Raw genomic sequence first — 16,974 nt, forward strand, 5'->3', positions numbered from 1 at the left:
ACTTCAATACATTGATAAGGATTCACTATGAAAAGCCGTATTGAACAAGCACTAGCTGATACACCAAAACCGATTGCAGAGTTTTTGGCCGCTATTATGCTGTCAGATGACTTTGATGCAACTCTATCACCAGAACAGTTTGAGCAGTTGCTTGCAATATCTGGATTGGAAGACTCGGAATTACGCCTCGCCTTGCTGCCTTTCGCTGCAGCTTATGCTTATGTGCCACTTTCTAACTTCTATGTGGGAGCAATTGTAAGAGGCTTATCAGGTCGCTTATATTTTGGTGCCAATATGGAGTTTTCCGGCGCACAGTTAGGCCAAACCGTTCATGCGGAGCAGTGCGCAATCAGCCACGCTTGGATGAAAGGTGAACAAGGTATAACTGATGTCACCGTGAATTTCAGCCCATGTGGTCACTGCCGTCAGTTTATGAATGAGCTAACCACCGCTAAATCATTGACCATCCAATTGCCAGAACGTGACGAAAAATCTCTCGAGGAATACTTACCTGATTCCTTCGGACCGTCTGATCTTGGTATCGAATCAGGCCTGATGGCGAGTGCAGATCATGGCAAAATGACCAGTGAGGGTGATCAATTAATACTGGCCGCGCTAACAGGTCTAAACCGCAGCTATGCCCCTTACACAAAGAACCTAAGCGGTGTTGCCTTACGAGTCGAAAGTGGCAAAACCTTTATTGGCTCTTATGCTGAAAACGCGGCTTTCAATCCGAGCCTACCACCACTACAAGTTGCCTTGACACAGTTAATGATGAGCGGTGAGAGTTTTGACCAAATTACTTCCGCGGCACTAGTAGAAATGGCCGAAGGAAATATTAGTCACCTCGCAGATACACAATCAACTCTCGAAGTGATTAACCCTGATATTCCCGTTTCCTACCTGATGGTTTAACCACATGATAGTGGCATAAAAAATCCTCGAGCAATCGGGGATTTTTTATTGGCGGAAAACAACAAGCGATACTCATACCATTTAATAAAAATCCATCCAAAACCATGACGGCATTGTGAAAGGCTGTTAATTTAGCGTAAGGGTTTCATTTAAAGATCAACGGATTGATTTATGTTTGAGCAAGTGGTTAATATTCTTTTCCCGGTCATAGCCTTAGTGGGCGTAGGGTTCATGATAGGTCGTTGGCAAAAACCAGATTTTCGCCCCATTAATCGCATCAATATGGACGCTTTCGTTCCGGCTCTTGTTTTTTCATCTCTAGCAACCATGCCACTCGACACTCAGCAACTTCCCTTGATTGTAGCTTCCTTAGTGGCCGTTTTGATCCCCGCTCTTTTGATGATTCCCATTTGTTTGATGATGAAAATTAACTATAAGGCGTGGGCTCCATTACACATGTTTCGCAATAGCGGTAATTTAGCGATTCCGCTTTTCACCTATACATTCGGCGAGTCTGCATTAGGGTCAGCCGTCTTATTATTTGTGGTTTCAGCATGTCTACATATTAGCCTTGGCCTAGCACTTCTTAGTAAAGGCAATCCATTTAAGCAGATCATTTCTACGCCGTTATTCATCGCCGCCGCTATTGCTATGACATTGAATGTATTGGGCATTACCGTTTGGAAACCTCTTTATGAAGCGACGTCATTACTGGGGCAAGCCGCGGTTCCCGTGATGTTAATTTCTCTCGGTTCTCAGATGATCAATTTGAAATTATCAGGGTTCAAAGTCGGGGTGATTTCTAGCTTGTTATCTTTAGCCACTGGGGCTGTGAGTTTTCTGCTGATTTACTACTTCATTCCATTACCCACTATGCAGCTACAAATGATGGTTTTGTTCACCATGCTCCCCCCTGCCGTCATGAACTATCTGTTTGCAGAACGTTTTAATATTGAACCAACAAACGTCGCGTCAATGGTATTGTTTGGTAATTTCTTTTGCCTGATTACACTACCAATTCTACTCACTGTTGCCCTCTTGCTATAGTTCATCTTACTTATAGAACAAGCAAGAACCATTGAATGTAAAGATTGGTGAATTAGGTTCACAGAGCATCACCAGAGGTCTAAGATAATAACCATGTCAATTTTGTGGGTTATCAGTCATGAAAATGATCTTCTTGGTTTGCCTATTGCTTTGGTTGCCCTCAGTGGTGGTGACATGGGATAACACCGTAGACTTCTTCTACTGGCGACATCACTTTGTTATCTTGACTGGCTTCCTTGCTTTAGCCTATATGAGTGTTGCAATGCTGACCGCAATGCGCTTTTCGAAAGTGGAGCAATGGCTAGACGGGCTGGATAAAAGCTACGCGGTACATAAATCGCTCGGGATACATGCCACAATAGCTTTAACCTGCCATTGGCTACTTATGAAAATTCCCAAATGGCTAATATTATTGGGTTGGCTCGAACGACCGCACCGACAAAATCGTATCCACCAAATACAAGATGCTATTCCTTGGGCCGCACTAGCTAAAGATGTGGGAGAGTTCGCTTTCTACGCGTTCGTTATTTTTGTTGGAATCAGTTTGTTTCAGGCGATCAGCTATCGCCATTTCAAATTCACGCACAAACTTGGCGGTGTCATCTTCATGGCCGGAGCGTTCCACTCCATTGTCTTAATTGATATTAGTTCGGAAACGATGGGCATGAATATCGTCATTGTTAGCCTAGCGCTACTTGGTTCGGTTTGCGCCCTGATCTCCTTATCAGGACGCATCGGGCAAGCAAACAAAGTGACCGGGCAAGTTAGCCATGTTCAACCGATCTTAGATGAAAGCGGTCATGGTGATATTGTGCACTTTTCAATTCAGCTATCTAAACCTCTCTCTTACCAAGCTGGGCAGTTTGCTTATTTAAGTTTTGATGATAAAGAGCCACCTCACCCATTTTCCATTTTGTCTTACCAGAGGCATAACAATCACATTGAGTTTGCCGTAAAAGATCTTGGTGATTATACCCACCACTTAGTCACCTCTATCTTCGTGGGACAAAAGGTAACGGTTGAAGGTGGATATGGGAAATTCAACATACCCACTAGTCGTGAGCAAGTATGGGTTGGAGCTGGCATTGGTATCGTACCTTTTCTTGCTTGGTTACAAAGACTTAGCTCTACTCCCCATAATAATAGCCAGCACATCACACTCTATTACTGCCGTGAATCAGACCATCAACAATATTTTGTTGAATTACTCAATCGGCTGGTTCCAAAACTACCCAATGTGACGTTGCAAGTGTATACCGCCAGTCATAACCAACGTTTATGTGCCCAACGAATCGCAAACCAATTAGATTTACAACAAGGTGAAGTGAGTTTTTGTGGCCCCAAAATTTTTGGCCAAACGCTCAAAGAGCAGTTAATCAGCATGGGGTTAGATCGCTGTCATTTTCATAATGAACTCTTTAACATGCGCTAAAAATATTGATTACAGCACAAAAGCAAACGTTTGCTTTTGTGCTGATTTTCAGTATCATTCTGGCTGTTTTCGCTATTACTTTTTGCATGAATGTAAGGATTCACTATGTTTGGTACTGCTACACGTGAAAATGCCACTCGCGTTTTACTGCTTGGTTCAGGAGAATTAGGTAAAGAAGTGGCGATTGAATGTCAACGTTTGGGTTTAGAAGTGATCGCATGTGATCGTTATGCCGACGCACCAGCGATGCAAATTGCACACCGTAGCCATGTAATAGATATGCTCGATGGTGATGCGTTACAAGCAATCATTGAACTAGAAAAACCAGACTACGTTGTACCAGAAATCGAAGCGATTGCCACCAGTAAACTTGTCGAATTGGAAGCGCAAGGCCTTAACGTTGTCCCTACAGCTAAAGCTACTCAACTGACGATGAACCGAGAAGGAATTCGTCGCCTTGCCGCAGAAACACTCTCCTTACCGACATCGCCTTACCAGTTTGCCGACAGTCACGACGATTTTATCGCAGCAGTAGAACAAGTTGGGATTCCATGCGTAGTAAAACCCGTCATGAGCTCGTCTGGTAAAGGACAAAGTGTGATCAAGTCTTCCGAGGATGTGGAAAAGGCATGGACTTACGCTCAAGAAGGCGGCCGAACAGGAGCAGGTAGAGTCATCATTGAAGGTTTTATCGATTTTGACTACGAAATTACGCTACTCACTGTGCGTGCCGTTGATGGTGTGCACTTTTGCGCCCCAATCGGACATCGCCAAGAAGACGGTGACTACCGTGAGTCTTGGCAGCCTCAAGCCATGTCAGCTAATGCCATTAAAGCTGCAGAGTACGTAGCAGAGCAAGTTGTGAATGCGTTGGGCGGTTACGGTCTGTTTGGCGTAGAGCTGTTCGTAAAGGGTGATAAAGTCATTTTTAACGAAGTCTCACCTCGTCCACATGACACGGGAATGGTGACCTTAATTTCTCAGGACATGTCTGAATTTGCCTTGCACGTTCGTGCTTTTACCGGCATGCCAATCCATTCCATTACTCAATATGGTCCCAGTGCTTCAGCAGTGGTTCTTGGCCAAGGATCATCAAGCAATATTCGCTTTGATGGCATTGACGAAGCTCTTGCCATGCCGAAAACTCAAATTCGCTTGTTTGGTAAACCTGACATTGATGGCCGACGTCGACTTGGTGTGACTTTGACGCGCCGCTCTTGTGTTGAAAGCGCAATTGAAGATGCGATTGATAGTGCTAAAAAAGTCAAAGTCATTTATTAGCTTATATTGATCTCTAAATAGAATAGGCAGATACCCTGCCTATTTTTACTTTCACTATATTAGTTTGCTTCAATAAGCCATACGTCTTCAGCAAAACGAGTCAACCCTTGCTTATTGATTTTAGGATGTGATTCATCGGCATCATCACGTAACAAATGGGTCACAGTATAACCCGAATACAACTGGCGTATTTCCTCTTCAGACACACTAAAAGGAGGGCCAGACATTTCATCTTGAACATAATCCAAACTAACCAACAAAATGCGACCTTTTGGCTTTAAAAGTGATTTTAGCCTATTTGCATATTCAATTCGCATTTCTGGCGGCAAAGCAACCAAAGCCGCTCGATCATAGATGATATCAACCGCCTCAATAGGGGCTGTAAAATAGTCACCTGAATAGATCGATAATTCATCAAACTGGTAAAGTTCATGCCAGCTATTGATACGTGTCACTTGTGGTGTATAAAAATGTTCGGAAAAAAATGAACGAACCGCGATTTCACTCAGCTCTACACCTTGAACAACATCATGCTTGGAAGCTAACCAGATCAGATCTTCACTCTTTCCGCACAAAGGAACAAATACGCTATCTTCTCGCTGCGGCTTAGTATGCCCCCAAAACTCAATCAACAGTGGGTTTACATCCTCTAAGTGGAAACCTATTTGATTAGCAGCCCATTTATTGTGCCAAAACTCAGGATCTTTCATCTTATTGCTTGCTCTCATCACTCATATATACGTGCCGTTAAACGACGTAAGTTCACTAGCCTAACCTATCTATTGCGCATCCGGTAGCATCAAAACAAATTCATTCATGTTTGGTTAATCTTCACCCGCTATACTTGAGTACAACTTGATGAGAAAAAAACACTGCACTAAAGTCAAACTACGTGAGCAGCTTCAAAGTTAACAGTTTTACTGATTCATCAAGATTGAGTTTCACCGATTGAACCCAAGATAGTCTTTAGACATCTCCGGTTCGTTGCATAATTCGAGCTAGACGTTTTTAGGATCTTTTAAGTTTCCCTTTTGCCTAAACGTCCCGTAAGGAGAGTCAATGAGCTTATTTCTACGAACCACAGCATTGATGCTACTAGTATTAAGCCGTGCACCAGCGTTTGCTGCTGTTCCACTGATTTCGGAAAGTGCTCCTGAAGTCAACGAGTCTCAACAAGACCAATTATCATCAAAACTCTTCAAACATAGCCTTAGCGGTCTCTATGGCATTCAATCGACCAACACCCAGCCTTTGCAACCATATAACGACTTTGAAGTACTCTATAGCAAAGCGCATCAAGCTCAGTTTGAACTTGAAACGCTATGTAAAAGTGCTGCGCTATTAACGTCAACCGAAGCATATTTCGCGGGTGTTAAATCAAGAGATCGCGCACTGACAAAAATTGCACATGAACTCGATGGGCGCGCAGATAGGATTACCGATTTAGCTCGAGCAACCATTGTCGCTAACGACGTACCTAGCCTGGTTGAAGCCTATGAGGTACTCAACCGTGAAGCAACAATTGTTAAAGTAAAAAATCGTTTTAAATCGCCAGGTGCTTCTGGCTATCGCGATTTAAACTTACTAGTCCAACTGCCTAAGACCAATGTCATTGCTGAGGTACAATTACACCTCAAAGCGATTGCCGATGTGAAAAATGGCCCAGAGCATGAACTGTATGAAAAAATCCAACAATTTGAACGTAACGCTGCCAGCGAACGCCGTGCGTTGAATGAATTTGAAATGGCGAAGATAGCTCAGTTCAGACGTCAATCTATAGAGCTTTATCAAAATGCATGGCAGCCTTACATAACTACTCATATTCAAGCAGCTTAAAACTTAATTTAGGATAAATGCAAAAAGACCACGCTAGGCGTGGTCTATTGCTCGGTCTATTTTTCGACTTTAATGTTCTCGACTCGGGCTTTCAATTTCTGCCCTGGGCGGAACGTTACGACACGTCGAGCGGAGATAGGAATATCCTCACCTGTTTTTGGGTTTCGACCCGGACGTTCATTTTTGTCTCGAAGATCAAAATTACCAAAACCAGATAGTTTTACCTGTTCGCCACTTTCAAGCGCCTTACGAATCTCTTCGAAAAACACTTCAACCGTTTCCTTGGCATCCCGTTTACTGTATCCAAGCTTTTCAAACAGGTTTTCAGCCAATTCGGCCTTTGTGAGCGCCATAAAACTTCCCTCAAAGCTATGTTAAACCTTGCTGCCAATCAGCAGCACCGAAGCATTTTCGCTTAGCCAATCAACAACCTATCGGCTCTACTTGAAAAGTGTATGCCAAGCTTCTGATTTTCGCCAACTTTTTTATTCTCAACAAAATTAATAATTTCATCAAAAAGACGCATATCATGGCTATATAGCTAGTGTTTGGCATTGACGATTTCAAAAAAGTACTGATAATTTAGTGGTTTATGTCGAATTCACAAACCGACACAGAATTTCACACTATGAACAACTATCATTATTTTTTTATGAAAAAATTTATTTTCTATAAAATCATAGACTTGTTGGCTGGGAAATTCATTGTTCAACGCATAAAAAAGCAGGCTCTAATGAGCCTGCTACCTGTCACTAATTTGTTAAGTAGTGATTAATCACGCAGTGCAGCATCATATTGCTCACCAACAGCAGAGACAATAGCGTCTACCGCGCTAACAATATCGGCTTCTTCTAATGTACGCTCAAGCGACTGAAGGCTAAGCGCAATAGCCAAGCTCTTCTTACCCTCTTCCACACCTTTGCCTACGTAAACGTCAAACAGTTTTGCGTCTTTTAGCAATTCACCACCAGCTGCACGACATGCATTTACTATGTCGCCTGATGCTACTGAGTCATCGACAACCAATGCGATATCACGACGGTTAGATGGGAACTTAGAAAGCGAAACTGCTTCTGGAATTACTCGGCTGTCAATCGCAGACCACTCAATCTCAAATACGACCGTACGACCATTCAAACCAAACTTGCGTTCAAGTTCTGGATGCACAGTACCAATCACACCAATAACTTCGCCATCAAGAATAACTGCAGCAGATTGTCCAGGGTGTAACGCAGGGTGCTTAACCGCTGTAAAGCTGTATGCTTTACCATTAGCCGTTAGTTCTAGAATCGCTTCTAGGTCGCCTTTCAAGTCAAAAAAGTCAACCGTCGCTGTTTCCATATTCCAATGTTCTTCACCACGAGTGCCTGAGATAACACCCGCTAGCATCGGTTCTTGACGCATGCCATTTTCTGCCGTTGCTTCAGGAATAAAACGCAGGCCATATTCGAATAAACGAACACGTGGCTGCTGACGTTTTTGGTTATGAACAACAGTATTTAATAGGCCTTGAATTAGACCTAGGCGCATGGCTGACATATCCGCAGAGATTGGATTTGGCAGAACCAATGGATCAATACCAGGAACCACTAACTTTTGCTGTTCAGGTTCAACAAAGCTATAAGTAATAGCTTCATGATAACCACGATCAACCAGAAGGTTACGAACGCGTTTAAGCGGTAAATTAGCTTCTTTATGATCATTCATGCTCAACGCAGCAATAGGGGCTTGATTTGGGATGTTGTTGTAGCCGTATATACGACCCACTTCTTCGACCAAGTCTTGCTCTATCGCGATATCGAAACGCCATGTCGGTGCAGTTGCACTCCAACCTTCATCAGTCACTTCTACCGTCAAACCAAGACGCTGTAGAATCTCTACAACATCAGCATCTGAGATGGAGTGGCCTAGCAAATTGTCTAACTTAGTACGACGTAATGTAACCGTATTTGGCGTTGGAAGGTCTGTTGCAGACTCTACAGCAACCACAGGCGCGACTTCACCACCACAGATTTCAACTAGAAGCTCCGTTGCGCGCTCCATTGCGCTTGCTTGTAGTGCATAGTCGACACCACGTTCAAAACGCATTGAAGAATCTGTATGTAAGCCATAGCTGCGCGCACGACCACGAATATGATCCGGTGCAAAGAATGCACACTCTAGCAATACATCTTTTGTTTCTGAACTAACGCCCGATCCTTCGCCACCAAAAATGCCCGCAATCGCTAATGCTTTATTGTGGTCGGCAACTACGAGTGTATCTGCATTTAATTCAGCTTCCGTACCATCAAGAAGCGTTAGCTTTTCACCTTGCTCAGCCAAACGAACAACAATACCACCATCGATCTTAGCTAGATCAAAAGCATGCATTGGCTGGCCTTGTTCTAGCAAAACGTAGTTTGTAATATCCACGACAGGGTCGATAGAGCGAATACCACAACGACGCAGTTTTTCCTGCATCCATAGTGGGGTTTGCGCTTGAACATTCACATTCTTAACTACTCGGCCAAGATAACGTGGACATGCCGCTGGTGCTTGCACATCAATAGCGACAACATCATCAATAGCGACAACATCATCAATAGATGGCGTAACGCCTTTAGCCATTGGCTCTGTAACATCTGCACGGTTTAAAACGCCAACTTCACGCGCAAGACCACGAATACTGAAGCAGTCTGCACGGTTAGCGGTTAAATCTACGTCTACCGTTACATCATCGAGATTAAGGAATTCACGGAAATCGGTACCGATAACGGCATCTTCAGCCAATTCCATAATACCATCTGATTCAACGTCAATACCTAGCTCAGTAAATGAGCAAAGCATACCGTGAGAAGGTTGACCACGTAATTTTGCTTTTTTGATTTTGAAATCACCTGGCAGCACGGCGCCAACCGTAGCCACGGCAACTTTAATTCCTTGACGGCAGTTAGATGCACCACAAACGATGTCCAGTAGCTCTTCTTCGCCAACGTCAACTTTGGTGACGCGCAATTTGTCTGCGTCAGGGTGTTGAGCACACTCAACGACCTGGCCTACTTTTACGCCAGTGAATTCGCCAGCTACAGGTAGAACATCGTCTACTTCTAAGCCAGCCATTGTGATTTGGTGTGTTAACTCGTCAGTTGTAACCGCAGGGCTTACCCACTCACGAAGCCATGATTCGCTGAATTTCATTGTATCTCTACCCTTTGAATTACTTGAACTGTTTAAGGAAACGTAAGTCGTTCTCGAAGAACGCACGTAGGTCATTCACGCCATAACGAAGCATCGTCAAACGTTCAACACCCATACCGAAAGCAAAACCAGAGTATTTTTCAGGGTCAATACCAACACTACGAAGTACATTCGGGTGGACCATACCGCAACCTAAAACTTCAAGCCACTTACCGTTTTTACCTTTTACATCCACTTCTGCTGAAGGCTCTGTAAACGGGAAATAAGACGGGCGGAAACGAACCTCAACTTCTTCTTCAAAGAAATTACATAAGAAATCGTTGAGAATACCTTTTAGCTGCGCAAAGTTTACATTCTCATCAACTAACATACCTTCTACTTGGTGGAACATTGGCGTGTGAGTTTGATCGTAATCATTACGGTAAACGCGACCTGGAGCGATAAAGCGGAAAGGAGGCTTGCCGTTTTCCATGGTACGAATTTGCACACCAGAAGTATGGGTGCGCAGCATTAAATCAGGGTTGAAGAAGAAGGTGTCGTGATCAGTACGAGCTGGGTGATCTTCCGCAATATTCAACGCGTCAAAGTTGTGAAACGCATCTTCAATTTCTGGACCAGACTCAGTATTAAAACCAAGCTCACCAAAGAATTGCTCAATACGCTCAACCGTGCGAGTCACTGGGTGAAGACCACCATTTTCAATACGGCGACCAGGCAAAGTAACATCGATGGTTTCGGCAGCTAGTTTCGCTTCTAGTTCAGCACGTTGTAGCTCATCTTTACGAGCTGCAATCGCTTGTTGAACCGTTCCTTTTGCAACGTTGATCTCTTGACCTGCTGCACGACGTTCTTCCGGTGGCAATTTACCCAAGCTTTGGAGTTGAGTCGTTAACTCGCCTTTTTTGCCTAGGTACTGAACACGCACTTCATCAAGTGCGACTAACGAATCCGCCGCGTTGATCGCAGCGGTCGCATTAGCAATAATCTCTTCTAGATGTTGCATCGTTTCCTCATCTACCCGTTGGTAGTGTCCGTATCGGATGTTTTGTATTTTTCAGATAGCTACACATAGTATCTAAAGCCACAACTAAAGCCAAATTGAAATGATATCAAGCCTTTCTATTGGTGAAAAAAAACACATTATCTTTGCTTTGTTGATTTGTCGCGGTCAACACATCCATCAATAGCTTGATATTTCCATTCGTAAGACCAATAACTATACCCAAACAATCATGTTTAATAAGAGAAACACATATGGACATTACCATTACTGAAATCACACCCTCCGATGATCAAGATATCTGTCACATCATCAAATCGGTAGGTGCAGAATTTGGCGCTGTTGGTGAGGGTTTTGGCCCTTCAGATGCAGAAGTTGAACAAATGAGCCAATACTACGGCATAGAAACAAAAAGTATTTATCTGGTCGCAAAAATGGATGGAAAAGTAATGGGGGGGGCTGGTATCGCTGCATTTAATAGCAGTCAAGAGGTTTGCGAACTCAAAAAATTGTTCTTGTTGCCTGAAAGTCGCGGCCACGGATTAGGGATAAAACTCAGTGAAACCTGCATGAAATACGCTAAAGATATGGGCTATCAATCGTGTTATTTAGACACATTATCCAATATGACATCGGCCATTCGTCTATATGAGAAACTTGGGTTTTCCCACTTAAATGAGCCGATGGTCGGTACGGAGCACAATGGTTGCGATGTCTGGATGATCAAGGAGCTTTAGTTACATCGTTGGATAAACGCAATTCTTACCAGCTTGTTTAGCCTTATACAGTGCGTTATCCGCCTCTTTGATTAATTCATCGTATATTTTCATATCGGCACTGATTGCCGCGACACCAATACTGATACTTCCACGCCAATCTGTTGCCCCGGTGCTAACACGCATTTTGGAAACACGTTGGCGCGTTGATTCAGCAATATGCAGGCCGCCTTTTAGATCAGTATGCGGGCATATAACGAAAAACTCATCGCCCCCAAGACGACATACAATGTCATCACTACGGAAGGCATATTTTAATTCGTGAGCCAGCTCAATCAACACCTTATCTCCTGCATCATGACCACAGCTATCATTAATTACTTTAAAATGATCGGCATCGATCATGATGCAAACTAATGGATATCGATGTTGCACAGCTTCTGTCCAACATACATGCAAGTGATGCATAGCACTACGGCGATTAGGAAGCGACGTCAGTGCATCGGTTAGCGACAACTCTTCTAAACGTTTATTCGCCTCTAATAGCTGTTTAGTCCGTTCCTCAACTTTATATTCAAGTGATTGGTTGAGTTTTAGTAGCTCCTTATTGCGCATCGATACTTGTTCAAATAAACCATTCAACGCATTTAACAGTGGCTCTGTTGCAGAGTCTCGCTGCCGTTCTTCTTGTCTGTACGCTTCTTCAGACGATAGACCTGACTCAATAGCCTTTATCTGCCGAGCCAAGTTTTGATCAATACCGAGTATGTGATAAGCCAACCAGTGAATTAAAAAATCCAACAATTGTTCTGCCGAGCCGTCATCCTGTTGATGAATAAAACTCTGCATACTCGCAACTTCAGCCATAAAAGCTCTATGGACCTTAATATGCTGTTCTATATGGCTAGGATAAACTCCTTTGTTTCTCATCAATTGCTCTTCTTCCTTAAAATGGAATTCGGCATATCGAGAAAGTTCAAAAAGTGCGACTCGAACATCTTCTTCTGCAATATTATTTTCAGAAATAAGCGCACCATATTGGTTGATGATCCCAACCAAATATTGATGTTGTTCATCAACATCGCCAATTCCCGTTTCAAAATGTTTATCCCAAAGAAATGATTTCGTCACACTATCCACCCATAAAGCCTGCAACCATACAGACAATAAACACTAATCCATGAAAATATATACCCAAACTACTAGGAGTTGCAGGTAGGCGGCAAGTGAGAGAATCCCCATGAGCATAGATAAACTATGTGATTGGGGTAAGCAAACGTAGCCAACACCGCTGCAACTTCAAATAGGAAGGGTGTAGTGGAATTATATATCAATTTATTCACAGCCACTGAGTCAGAAATGAAAACTATATGTTCTCTATCAGCATCATCGATCACAGATTAGAAATTTAAGATAGGGGAACTAAAAGCGTGACCTCAACCTTACCAAGGTTGCGCTACGCACAAAGAAAAATGCTGAGTATTTAGATGTAAAAAAGCCCCAACATTTCTGCTGAGACTTTAATTTTGGAGCGACACACGAGGTTCGCTTTCTTTTGAACTAAAAGCGTGACCTCAACCTTGCCAAGGTTGCACTACGCGCAAGGAAAAATGCCGAGTATTTAGATGTAAAAAAGCCCCAGCATTTTCGCTGAGGCTTTAATTTTGGAGCGACACACGAGGTTCGAACTCGTGACCTCAACCTTGGCAAGGTTGCGCTCTACCAACTGAGCTAGTGTCGCATACTGCTTATGCAGTTAAAAGATGGTGCCCCGGGCCGGACTTGAACCGGCACGACTCGAAAGTCGAGGGATTTTAAATCCCTTGTGTCTACCAATTTCACCACCAGGGCACGCAATTCTTGATTGCGATGCTGTTTACAAAATTAAGTAACACCATCTTAAAGATATCGAAATTAGATTCAATATCGCAAAATTCTGGAGCGACACACGAGGTTCGAACTCGTGACCTCAACCTTGGCAAGGTTGCGCTCTACCAACTGAGCTAGTGTCGCAAATGGAGGCGCGTCCCGGAGTCGAACCGAGGTCCACGGATTTGCAATCCGCTGCATAGCCCCTCTGCCAACGCGCCTCTGTTACTTCAATCGAAGCGCTACTTTGTTGCGTTCCTCTTGAGTACGGGATGCATTCTACGGATTCGATGAAATGAGTCAACACTATTTTTTTAGTTTTTAAATCGTTTGACTACTTTGCATTCAAAAACGGCTGATTTGCTCAATTTAATAGCAAAATATGGCGTCATTTCTATGAGATAACTGTACTTTACCGCAGATAAAAACCGATAACAGAACCGACTAAACGTAAAAAACGGGCCGTAGCCCGTTATTTAATGATGTTCTTCATTGAGGAGGTCATCTTTGGCCGCCATCAAATATTGAGCCATAGACCAATACGTCAATACTGTGGCGACATAAAGCGCAGCATAACCTAACCAGACCATCCAATCGTCATAACGCCAGATAAGGATCCATAGTGCGAACATTTGCGTAACGGTTTTAACTTTCCCCACCCAAGAAACCGCCACACTGGCACGTTTGCCAATTTCTGCCATCCACTCTCTTAATGCCGAGATAATGATTTCACGAGCAATCATTGTGACCGCAGGAATGGTAATCCAAATGCTATGATAATGCTCAGTAATCAAAATAAGTGCTGTGGCAACTAAGACTTTATCAGCAACAGGATCGATAAAAGCACCAAAACGAGAGGTTTGGCCTAGTTTACGCGCCAACATTCCATCAAGCCAATCGGTAAACCCTGCGACCCAAAACACCATTGCTGCCGCAAAAGGCCCCCAGCCATAAGGAAGGTAGAATACAACGACAAATACCGGTATAAGGAAAAGTCGTAACAAAGACAAAATGTTGGGAATATTTAAACGCATATTTTTAGGCTCTTATCCATGGCGCGTTAATGTTGCGTCATTTTACTTATTGTTTCAATGCCTGATAAATGTTTTCAGCTAAAGAATGGCTGATCCCCGGCACTTTGGCGATTTCTTCAACAGTTGCCCGCTTCAACTCTTGTAATCCACCCATATACTTTAATAAGGATTGTCGGCGCTTTGGTCCTACCCCTTCAATCTCTTCTAACGCACTCGTTCTACGGGTTTTTCCGCGCTTGGCTCGATGACCAGCAATAGCATGATTGTGGCTTTCATCCCGAATATGTTGGATAAGGTGTAAAGCAGGCGCATCACTAGGAAGATTAAACTCCTCACCTTCTATAGTCACCAGTGTTTCCAAGCCCGGTTTACGAGTTATCCCTTTAGCGATACCAATCAATATCGGCCTTTTAGGCCAATCTTGCCAATGCGCGGTGATGATTTGATGCGCTCGATTGAGTTGGCCTTTACCGCCATCAATAAAAATCACATCCGGTATTTTTTCGACATCAATTTGTTTTGAATATCGACGTTCTAGTACCTGCCCCATCGCGGCGTAGTCATCACCTCCGGTAATGCCAGTGATGTTATAACGACGATATTCTTGCTTCACCGGACCTTCTTGATTAAAGACCACGCAAGATGCAATGGTGCTTTCTCCCATGGTGTGCGAAATATCAAAACACTCCATGCGCATAATATTTTCAACGCCTAATACCGACTGAAGTGCTTTAAAACGCTGGCCGATAGTCATCCGATGATTAATTTTGGTTGTAATTGCGGTCAATGCATTGGTGTTCGCCAATTTCAAGTATCGACCACGTGTACGAGTAGGACTGACATGAAAAGAGATTTTACGACCAGCGACACTTTGCAATGCATCTTGTAATGGCTTTGCATCTTCAAGCAATCCTGAATTTAAAATAATGCGGCTAGGGATCGTACGAGCCTCATTGTGGTTTAAATAGTATTGACTTAAAAAGCTATCGAACACCTCTTCTTGAGTGGTGTTATTGGGAATTTTAGGGAAATGGCTGCGGCTTCCGAGGATTTTACCTTGGCGGATCATTAAAATATGAATACACGCAATGCCACTTTCTTGAGCAAAACCTAAGACATCCATATCGTCCATGCTATCTTCGGAAACAAACTGTTGCTCTTGAACGCGTCGTATGGCTTGAATTTGGTCTCGAAATTGAGCCGCTTGCTCAAATTGAAGCGTTTGGCTCGCTTGCTCCATTTTCTGAATCAAGATTTCCAATACTTGGTTGTCTTTGCCTTGTAAGAATAAGCGCACGAAATTGACTAACTCAGCATATTGTTGATCAGAAATGATGCTGCTGACACAAGGCGCAGCACAACGGCCAATTTGATACATTAGACACGGTCGCGTTCGGTTACTGTACACCGTATCCTCACACTGCCGAACTGGGAATATTTTCTGGATGAGATGCAAAGATTCCCGAACCGCACCCGAATCAGGATACGGGCCAAAATACTCTCCTTTGCGCTTTTTTGCACCTCGGTGCAAAGAGAGCCGAGGGTGTTTATGCCCACTGATAAAAATATACGGATAAGACTTGTCATCGCGCAATAACACATTGTATTTAGGTAAATACTGCTTAATATAATTGTGTTCGAGGATCAACGCTTCCGTTTCAGTATGCGTTACGGTAACGTCAATTTTGGCGATATGGCTAACAAGCGCGCGCGTTTTCTCGCTATCGATGTTTTTCCGAAAGTAACTAGAAAGGCGCTTTTTGAGGTCTTTAGCTTTGCCAACATAAATAATATCAGCCTCGGCGTTATACATTCTGTACACACCGGGCTGATTAGTGACTGTTTTAAGGAAAGCAGCCGAATCAAACGGAATCGTCACTACAGGGTCTCAGTGTCTAACATTCCGTGTCGAATAGCTAAGTGAGTCAACTCTACATCACCATTAATAGCCAGTTTGCTGAATAGACGGTAGCGATAACTGTTCACCGTTTTAGGGCTAAGGTTAAGCTGCTCAGAAATATCCGTCACTTTCTGACCTTTAGTGATCATCATCATGATCTGCAACTCTCTTTCTGAGAGATCAGCAAATGGATTTTCAGAAGCTGGTGAAAATTGGCTTAATGCCATTTGCTGAGCGATCTCTGGTGAAATATAGCGTTGACCACTATTCACTATCCGAATCGCATTGACCATTTCGTCAGGACCAGCCCCTTTGGTTAAATAACCGGCGGCTCCTGCTTGCATCACTTTGGTAGGAAACGGGTTTTCAGTATGAACAGTCAACACTATAATTTTTACGTCTGGGTTAAAACGTAAAATCTTTTTCGTTGCTTCTAAACCACCGATCCCCGGCATATTCATATCCATTAAAACAACGTCGACATGATTGTTGCGACACCATTTTACAGATTCTTCACCGCTGACAGCTTCCCCTACTACGTTCATTCCACGGACGTCTTCAATAATACGTCGTATCCCTGTGCGAACCAGCTCGTGATCATCTACAAGGAAAACACTAATCACTCTTGTATCTCCACACTCATCTATTGGCTCTGCACCCACTTGGTAGTGGATAACAGCATGGCTGCCTATATTAACTTAAAATCTGGTTTTTGCTTACACTGAATATGTGCTCTAACCGAAATTTTGGCAAGTACTTATTTACCT

Annotated in this window: 14 protein-coding genes and 4 tRNA genes; 6 read left to right on the plus strand and 12 right to left on the minus strand. The window is 43.3% G+C overall.

All coding sequences use genetic code 11. The annotated features are described in order from the left end of the window. Positions 1-27: 27 nt before the first annotated feature. The 4 genes from cdd (at position 28) to purT (ending at position 4,675) form a co-directional block, all read left to right on the plus strand. On the plus strand, positions 28-915 hold the full coding sequence (gene cdd / locus HGG78_RS06760) for a cytidine deaminase (RefSeq protein ID WP_172532398.1): 888 nt from the start codon (positions 28-30) through the stop codon (positions 913-915). A 171-nt stretch (positions 916-1,086) separates the two neighbouring features. Next, positions 1,087-1,962: an AEC family transporter gene (locus tag HGG78_RS06765; protein ID WP_172532399.1), complete on the plus strand. Its 876-nt coding sequence runs from the start codon at positions 1,087-1,089 to the stop codon at positions 1,960-1,962. A 118-nt stretch (positions 1,963-2,080) separates the two neighbouring features. Beyond that, the gene (locus HGG78_RS06770) at positions 2,081-3,394 is read left to right on the plus strand and encodes a ferredoxin reductase family protein (RefSeq protein WP_171979623.1); all 1,314 of its coding nucleotides are present in this window, start codon (positions 2,081-2,083) and stop codon (positions 3,392-3,394) included. 105 nt (positions 3,395-3,499) lie between these two features. After that, positions 3,500-4,675 carry a formate-dependent phosphoribosylglycinamide formyltransferase gene (gene purT, locus HGG78_RS06775; protein WP_053309365.1) on the plus strand — a complete coding sequence of 392 codons (1,176 nt, stop codon included), beginning with the start codon at positions 3,500-3,502 and terminating at the stop codon, positions 4,673-4,675. A gap of 59 nt (positions 4,676-4,734) precedes the next feature. Here purT and HGG78_RS06780 read toward each other — a convergent pair whose 3' ends face one another. Continuing rightward, entirely contained in the window at positions 4,735-5,385 is a 651-nt protein-coding gene (locus HGG78_RS06780) for a thiopurine S-methyltransferase (protein WP_053309364.1), read from the minus strand. Positions 5,386-5,734: 349 nt separating this feature from the next. Here HGG78_RS06780 and HGG78_RS06785 point away from each other — a divergent pair, with 349 nt between their 5' ends. Continuing rightward, positions 5,735-6,511 (plus strand): RelA/SpoT domain-containing protein, encoded by a 777-nt coding sequence (locus tag HGG78_RS06785; protein ID WP_168521818.1) that lies wholly within the window; start codon positions 5,735-5,737, stop codon positions 6,509-6,511. Positions 6,512-6,567: 56 nt separating this feature from the next. Here HGG78_RS06785 and ihfA read toward each other — a convergent pair whose 3' ends face one another. The 3 genes from ihfA to pheS form a co-directional block, all read right to left on the minus strand. Beyond that, positions 6,568-6,864 (minus strand): integration host factor subunit alpha, encoded by a 297-nt coding sequence (gene ihfA, locus HGG78_RS06790; RefSeq protein ID WP_053309362.1) that lies wholly within the window; start codon positions 6,862-6,864, stop codon positions 6,568-6,570. A gap of 418 nt (positions 6,865-7,282) precedes the next feature. Further along, a complete protein-coding gene (gene pheT, locus HGG78_RS06795) occupies positions 7,283-9,688 on the minus strand; it encodes a phenylalanine--tRNA ligase subunit beta (RefSeq protein ID WP_172532400.1) in 2,406 nt (801 codons plus the stop codon). 19 nt (positions 9,689-9,707) lie between these two features. Continuing rightward, complete coding sequence (gene pheS / locus HGG78_RS06800) at positions 9,708-10,691, minus strand: phenylalanine--tRNA ligase subunit alpha (RefSeq protein ID WP_053309359.1); 984 nt, start codon at positions 10,689-10,691, stop codon at positions 9,708-9,710. 251 nt (positions 10,692-10,942) lie between these two features. Between pheS and HGG78_RS06805 the strand changes: the two genes are divergently transcribed. Then, positions 10,943-11,425, plus strand: a complete 483-nt coding sequence (locus HGG78_RS06805; protein ID WP_168521815.1) for a GNAT family N-acetyltransferase — start codon at positions 10,943-10,945, stop codon at positions 11,423-11,425. Here HGG78_RS06805 and HGG78_RS06810 read toward each other — a convergent pair whose 3' ends face one another. The 8 genes from HGG78_RS06810 to uvrY form a co-directional block, all read right to left on the minus strand. Further along, the gene (locus tag HGG78_RS06810; RefSeq protein ID WP_261927416.1) at positions 11,426-12,535 is read right to left on the minus strand and encodes a GGDEF domain-containing protein; all 1,110 of its coding nucleotides are present in this window, start codon (positions 12,533-12,535) and stop codon (positions 11,426-11,428) included. A 534-nt stretch (positions 12,536-13,069) separates the two neighbouring features. Further along, positions 13,070-13,145 (minus strand) — tRNA-Gly (locus HGG78_RS06815). Between the two features lie 23 nt (positions 13,146-13,168). Next, positions 13,169-13,255 (minus strand) — tRNA-Leu (locus HGG78_RS06820). An 86-nt stretch (positions 13,256-13,341) separates the two neighbouring features. Further along, positions 13,342-13,417: transfer RNA gene (locus HGG78_RS06825), tRNA-Gly, on the minus strand. 3 nt (positions 13,418-13,420) lie between these two features. Next, positions 13,421-13,494: transfer RNA gene (locus tag HGG78_RS06830), tRNA-Cys, on the minus strand. Positions 13,495-13,749: 255 nt separating this feature from the next. Next, positions 13,750-14,307: a CDP-diacylglycerol--glycerol-3-phosphate 3-phosphatidyltransferase gene (pgsA, locus tag HGG78_RS06835; RefSeq protein WP_053309357.1), complete on the minus strand. Its 558-nt coding sequence runs from the start codon at positions 14,305-14,307 to the stop codon at positions 13,750-13,752. 46 nt (positions 14,308-14,353) lie between these two features. Then, complete coding sequence (uvrC, locus tag HGG78_RS06840) at positions 14,354-16,186, minus strand: excinuclease ABC subunit UvrC (RefSeq protein ID WP_172532401.1); 1,833 nt, start codon at positions 16,184-16,186, stop codon at positions 14,354-14,356. Continuing rightward, positions 16,186-16,830 carry a UvrY/SirA/GacA family response regulator transcription factor gene (gene uvrY / locus HGG78_RS06845; RefSeq protein ID WP_053309355.1) on the minus strand — a complete coding sequence of 215 codons (645 nt, stop codon included), beginning with the start codon at positions 16,828-16,830 and terminating at the stop codon, positions 16,186-16,188. Before uvrY ends, uvrC begins: the two co-directional genes overlap by 1 nt. Positions 16,831-16,974: the final 144 nt, after the last annotated feature.

This window comes from Vibrio aestuarianus (assembly GCF_012395185.1).
Lineage (GTDB): Bacteria > Pseudomonadota > Gammaproteobacteria > Enterobacterales > Vibrionaceae > Vibrio > Vibrio aestuarianus.

Coding starts and splice junctions, on each gene's coding strand:
- cdd (WP_172532398.1), top strand. CDS start 28: ATGAAAAGCCGTATTGAACAAGCACTAGCTGATACACCAAAACCGATT.
- HGG78_RS06765 (WP_172532399.1), top strand. CDS start 1,087: ATGTTTGAGCAAGTGGTTAATATTCTTTTCCCGGTCATAGCCTTAGTG.
- HGG78_RS06770 (WP_171979623.1), top strand. CDS start 2,081: ATGAAAATGATCTTCTTGGTTTGCCTATTGCTTTGGTTGCCCTCAGTG.
- purT (WP_053309365.1), top strand. CDS start 3,500: ATGTTTGGTACTGCTACACGTGAAAATGCCACTCGCGTTTTACTGCTT.
- HGG78_RS06780 (WP_053309364.1), bottom strand. CDS start 5,385: ATGAAAGATCCTGAGTTTTGGCACAATAAATGGGCTGCTAATCAAATA.
- HGG78_RS06785 (WP_168521818.1), top strand. CDS start 5,735: ATGAGCTTATTTCTACGAACCACAGCATTGATGCTACTAGTATTAAGC.
- ihfA (WP_053309362.1), bottom strand. CDS start 6,864: ATGGCGCTCACAAAGGCCGAATTGGCTGAAAACCTGTTTGAAAAGCTT.
- pheT (WP_172532400.1), bottom strand. CDS start 9,688: ATGAAATTCAGCGAATCATGGCTTCGTGAGTGGGTAAGCCCTGCGGTT.
- pheS (WP_053309359.1), bottom strand. CDS start 10,691: ATGCAACATCTAGAAGAGATTATTGCTAATGCGACCGCTGCGATCAAC.
- HGG78_RS06805 (WP_168521815.1), top strand. CDS start 10,943: ATGGACATTACCATTACTGAAATCACACCCTCCGATGATCAAGATATC.
- pgsA (WP_053309357.1), bottom strand. CDS start 14,307: ATGCGTTTAAATATTCCCAACATTTTGTCTTTGTTACGACTTTTCCTT.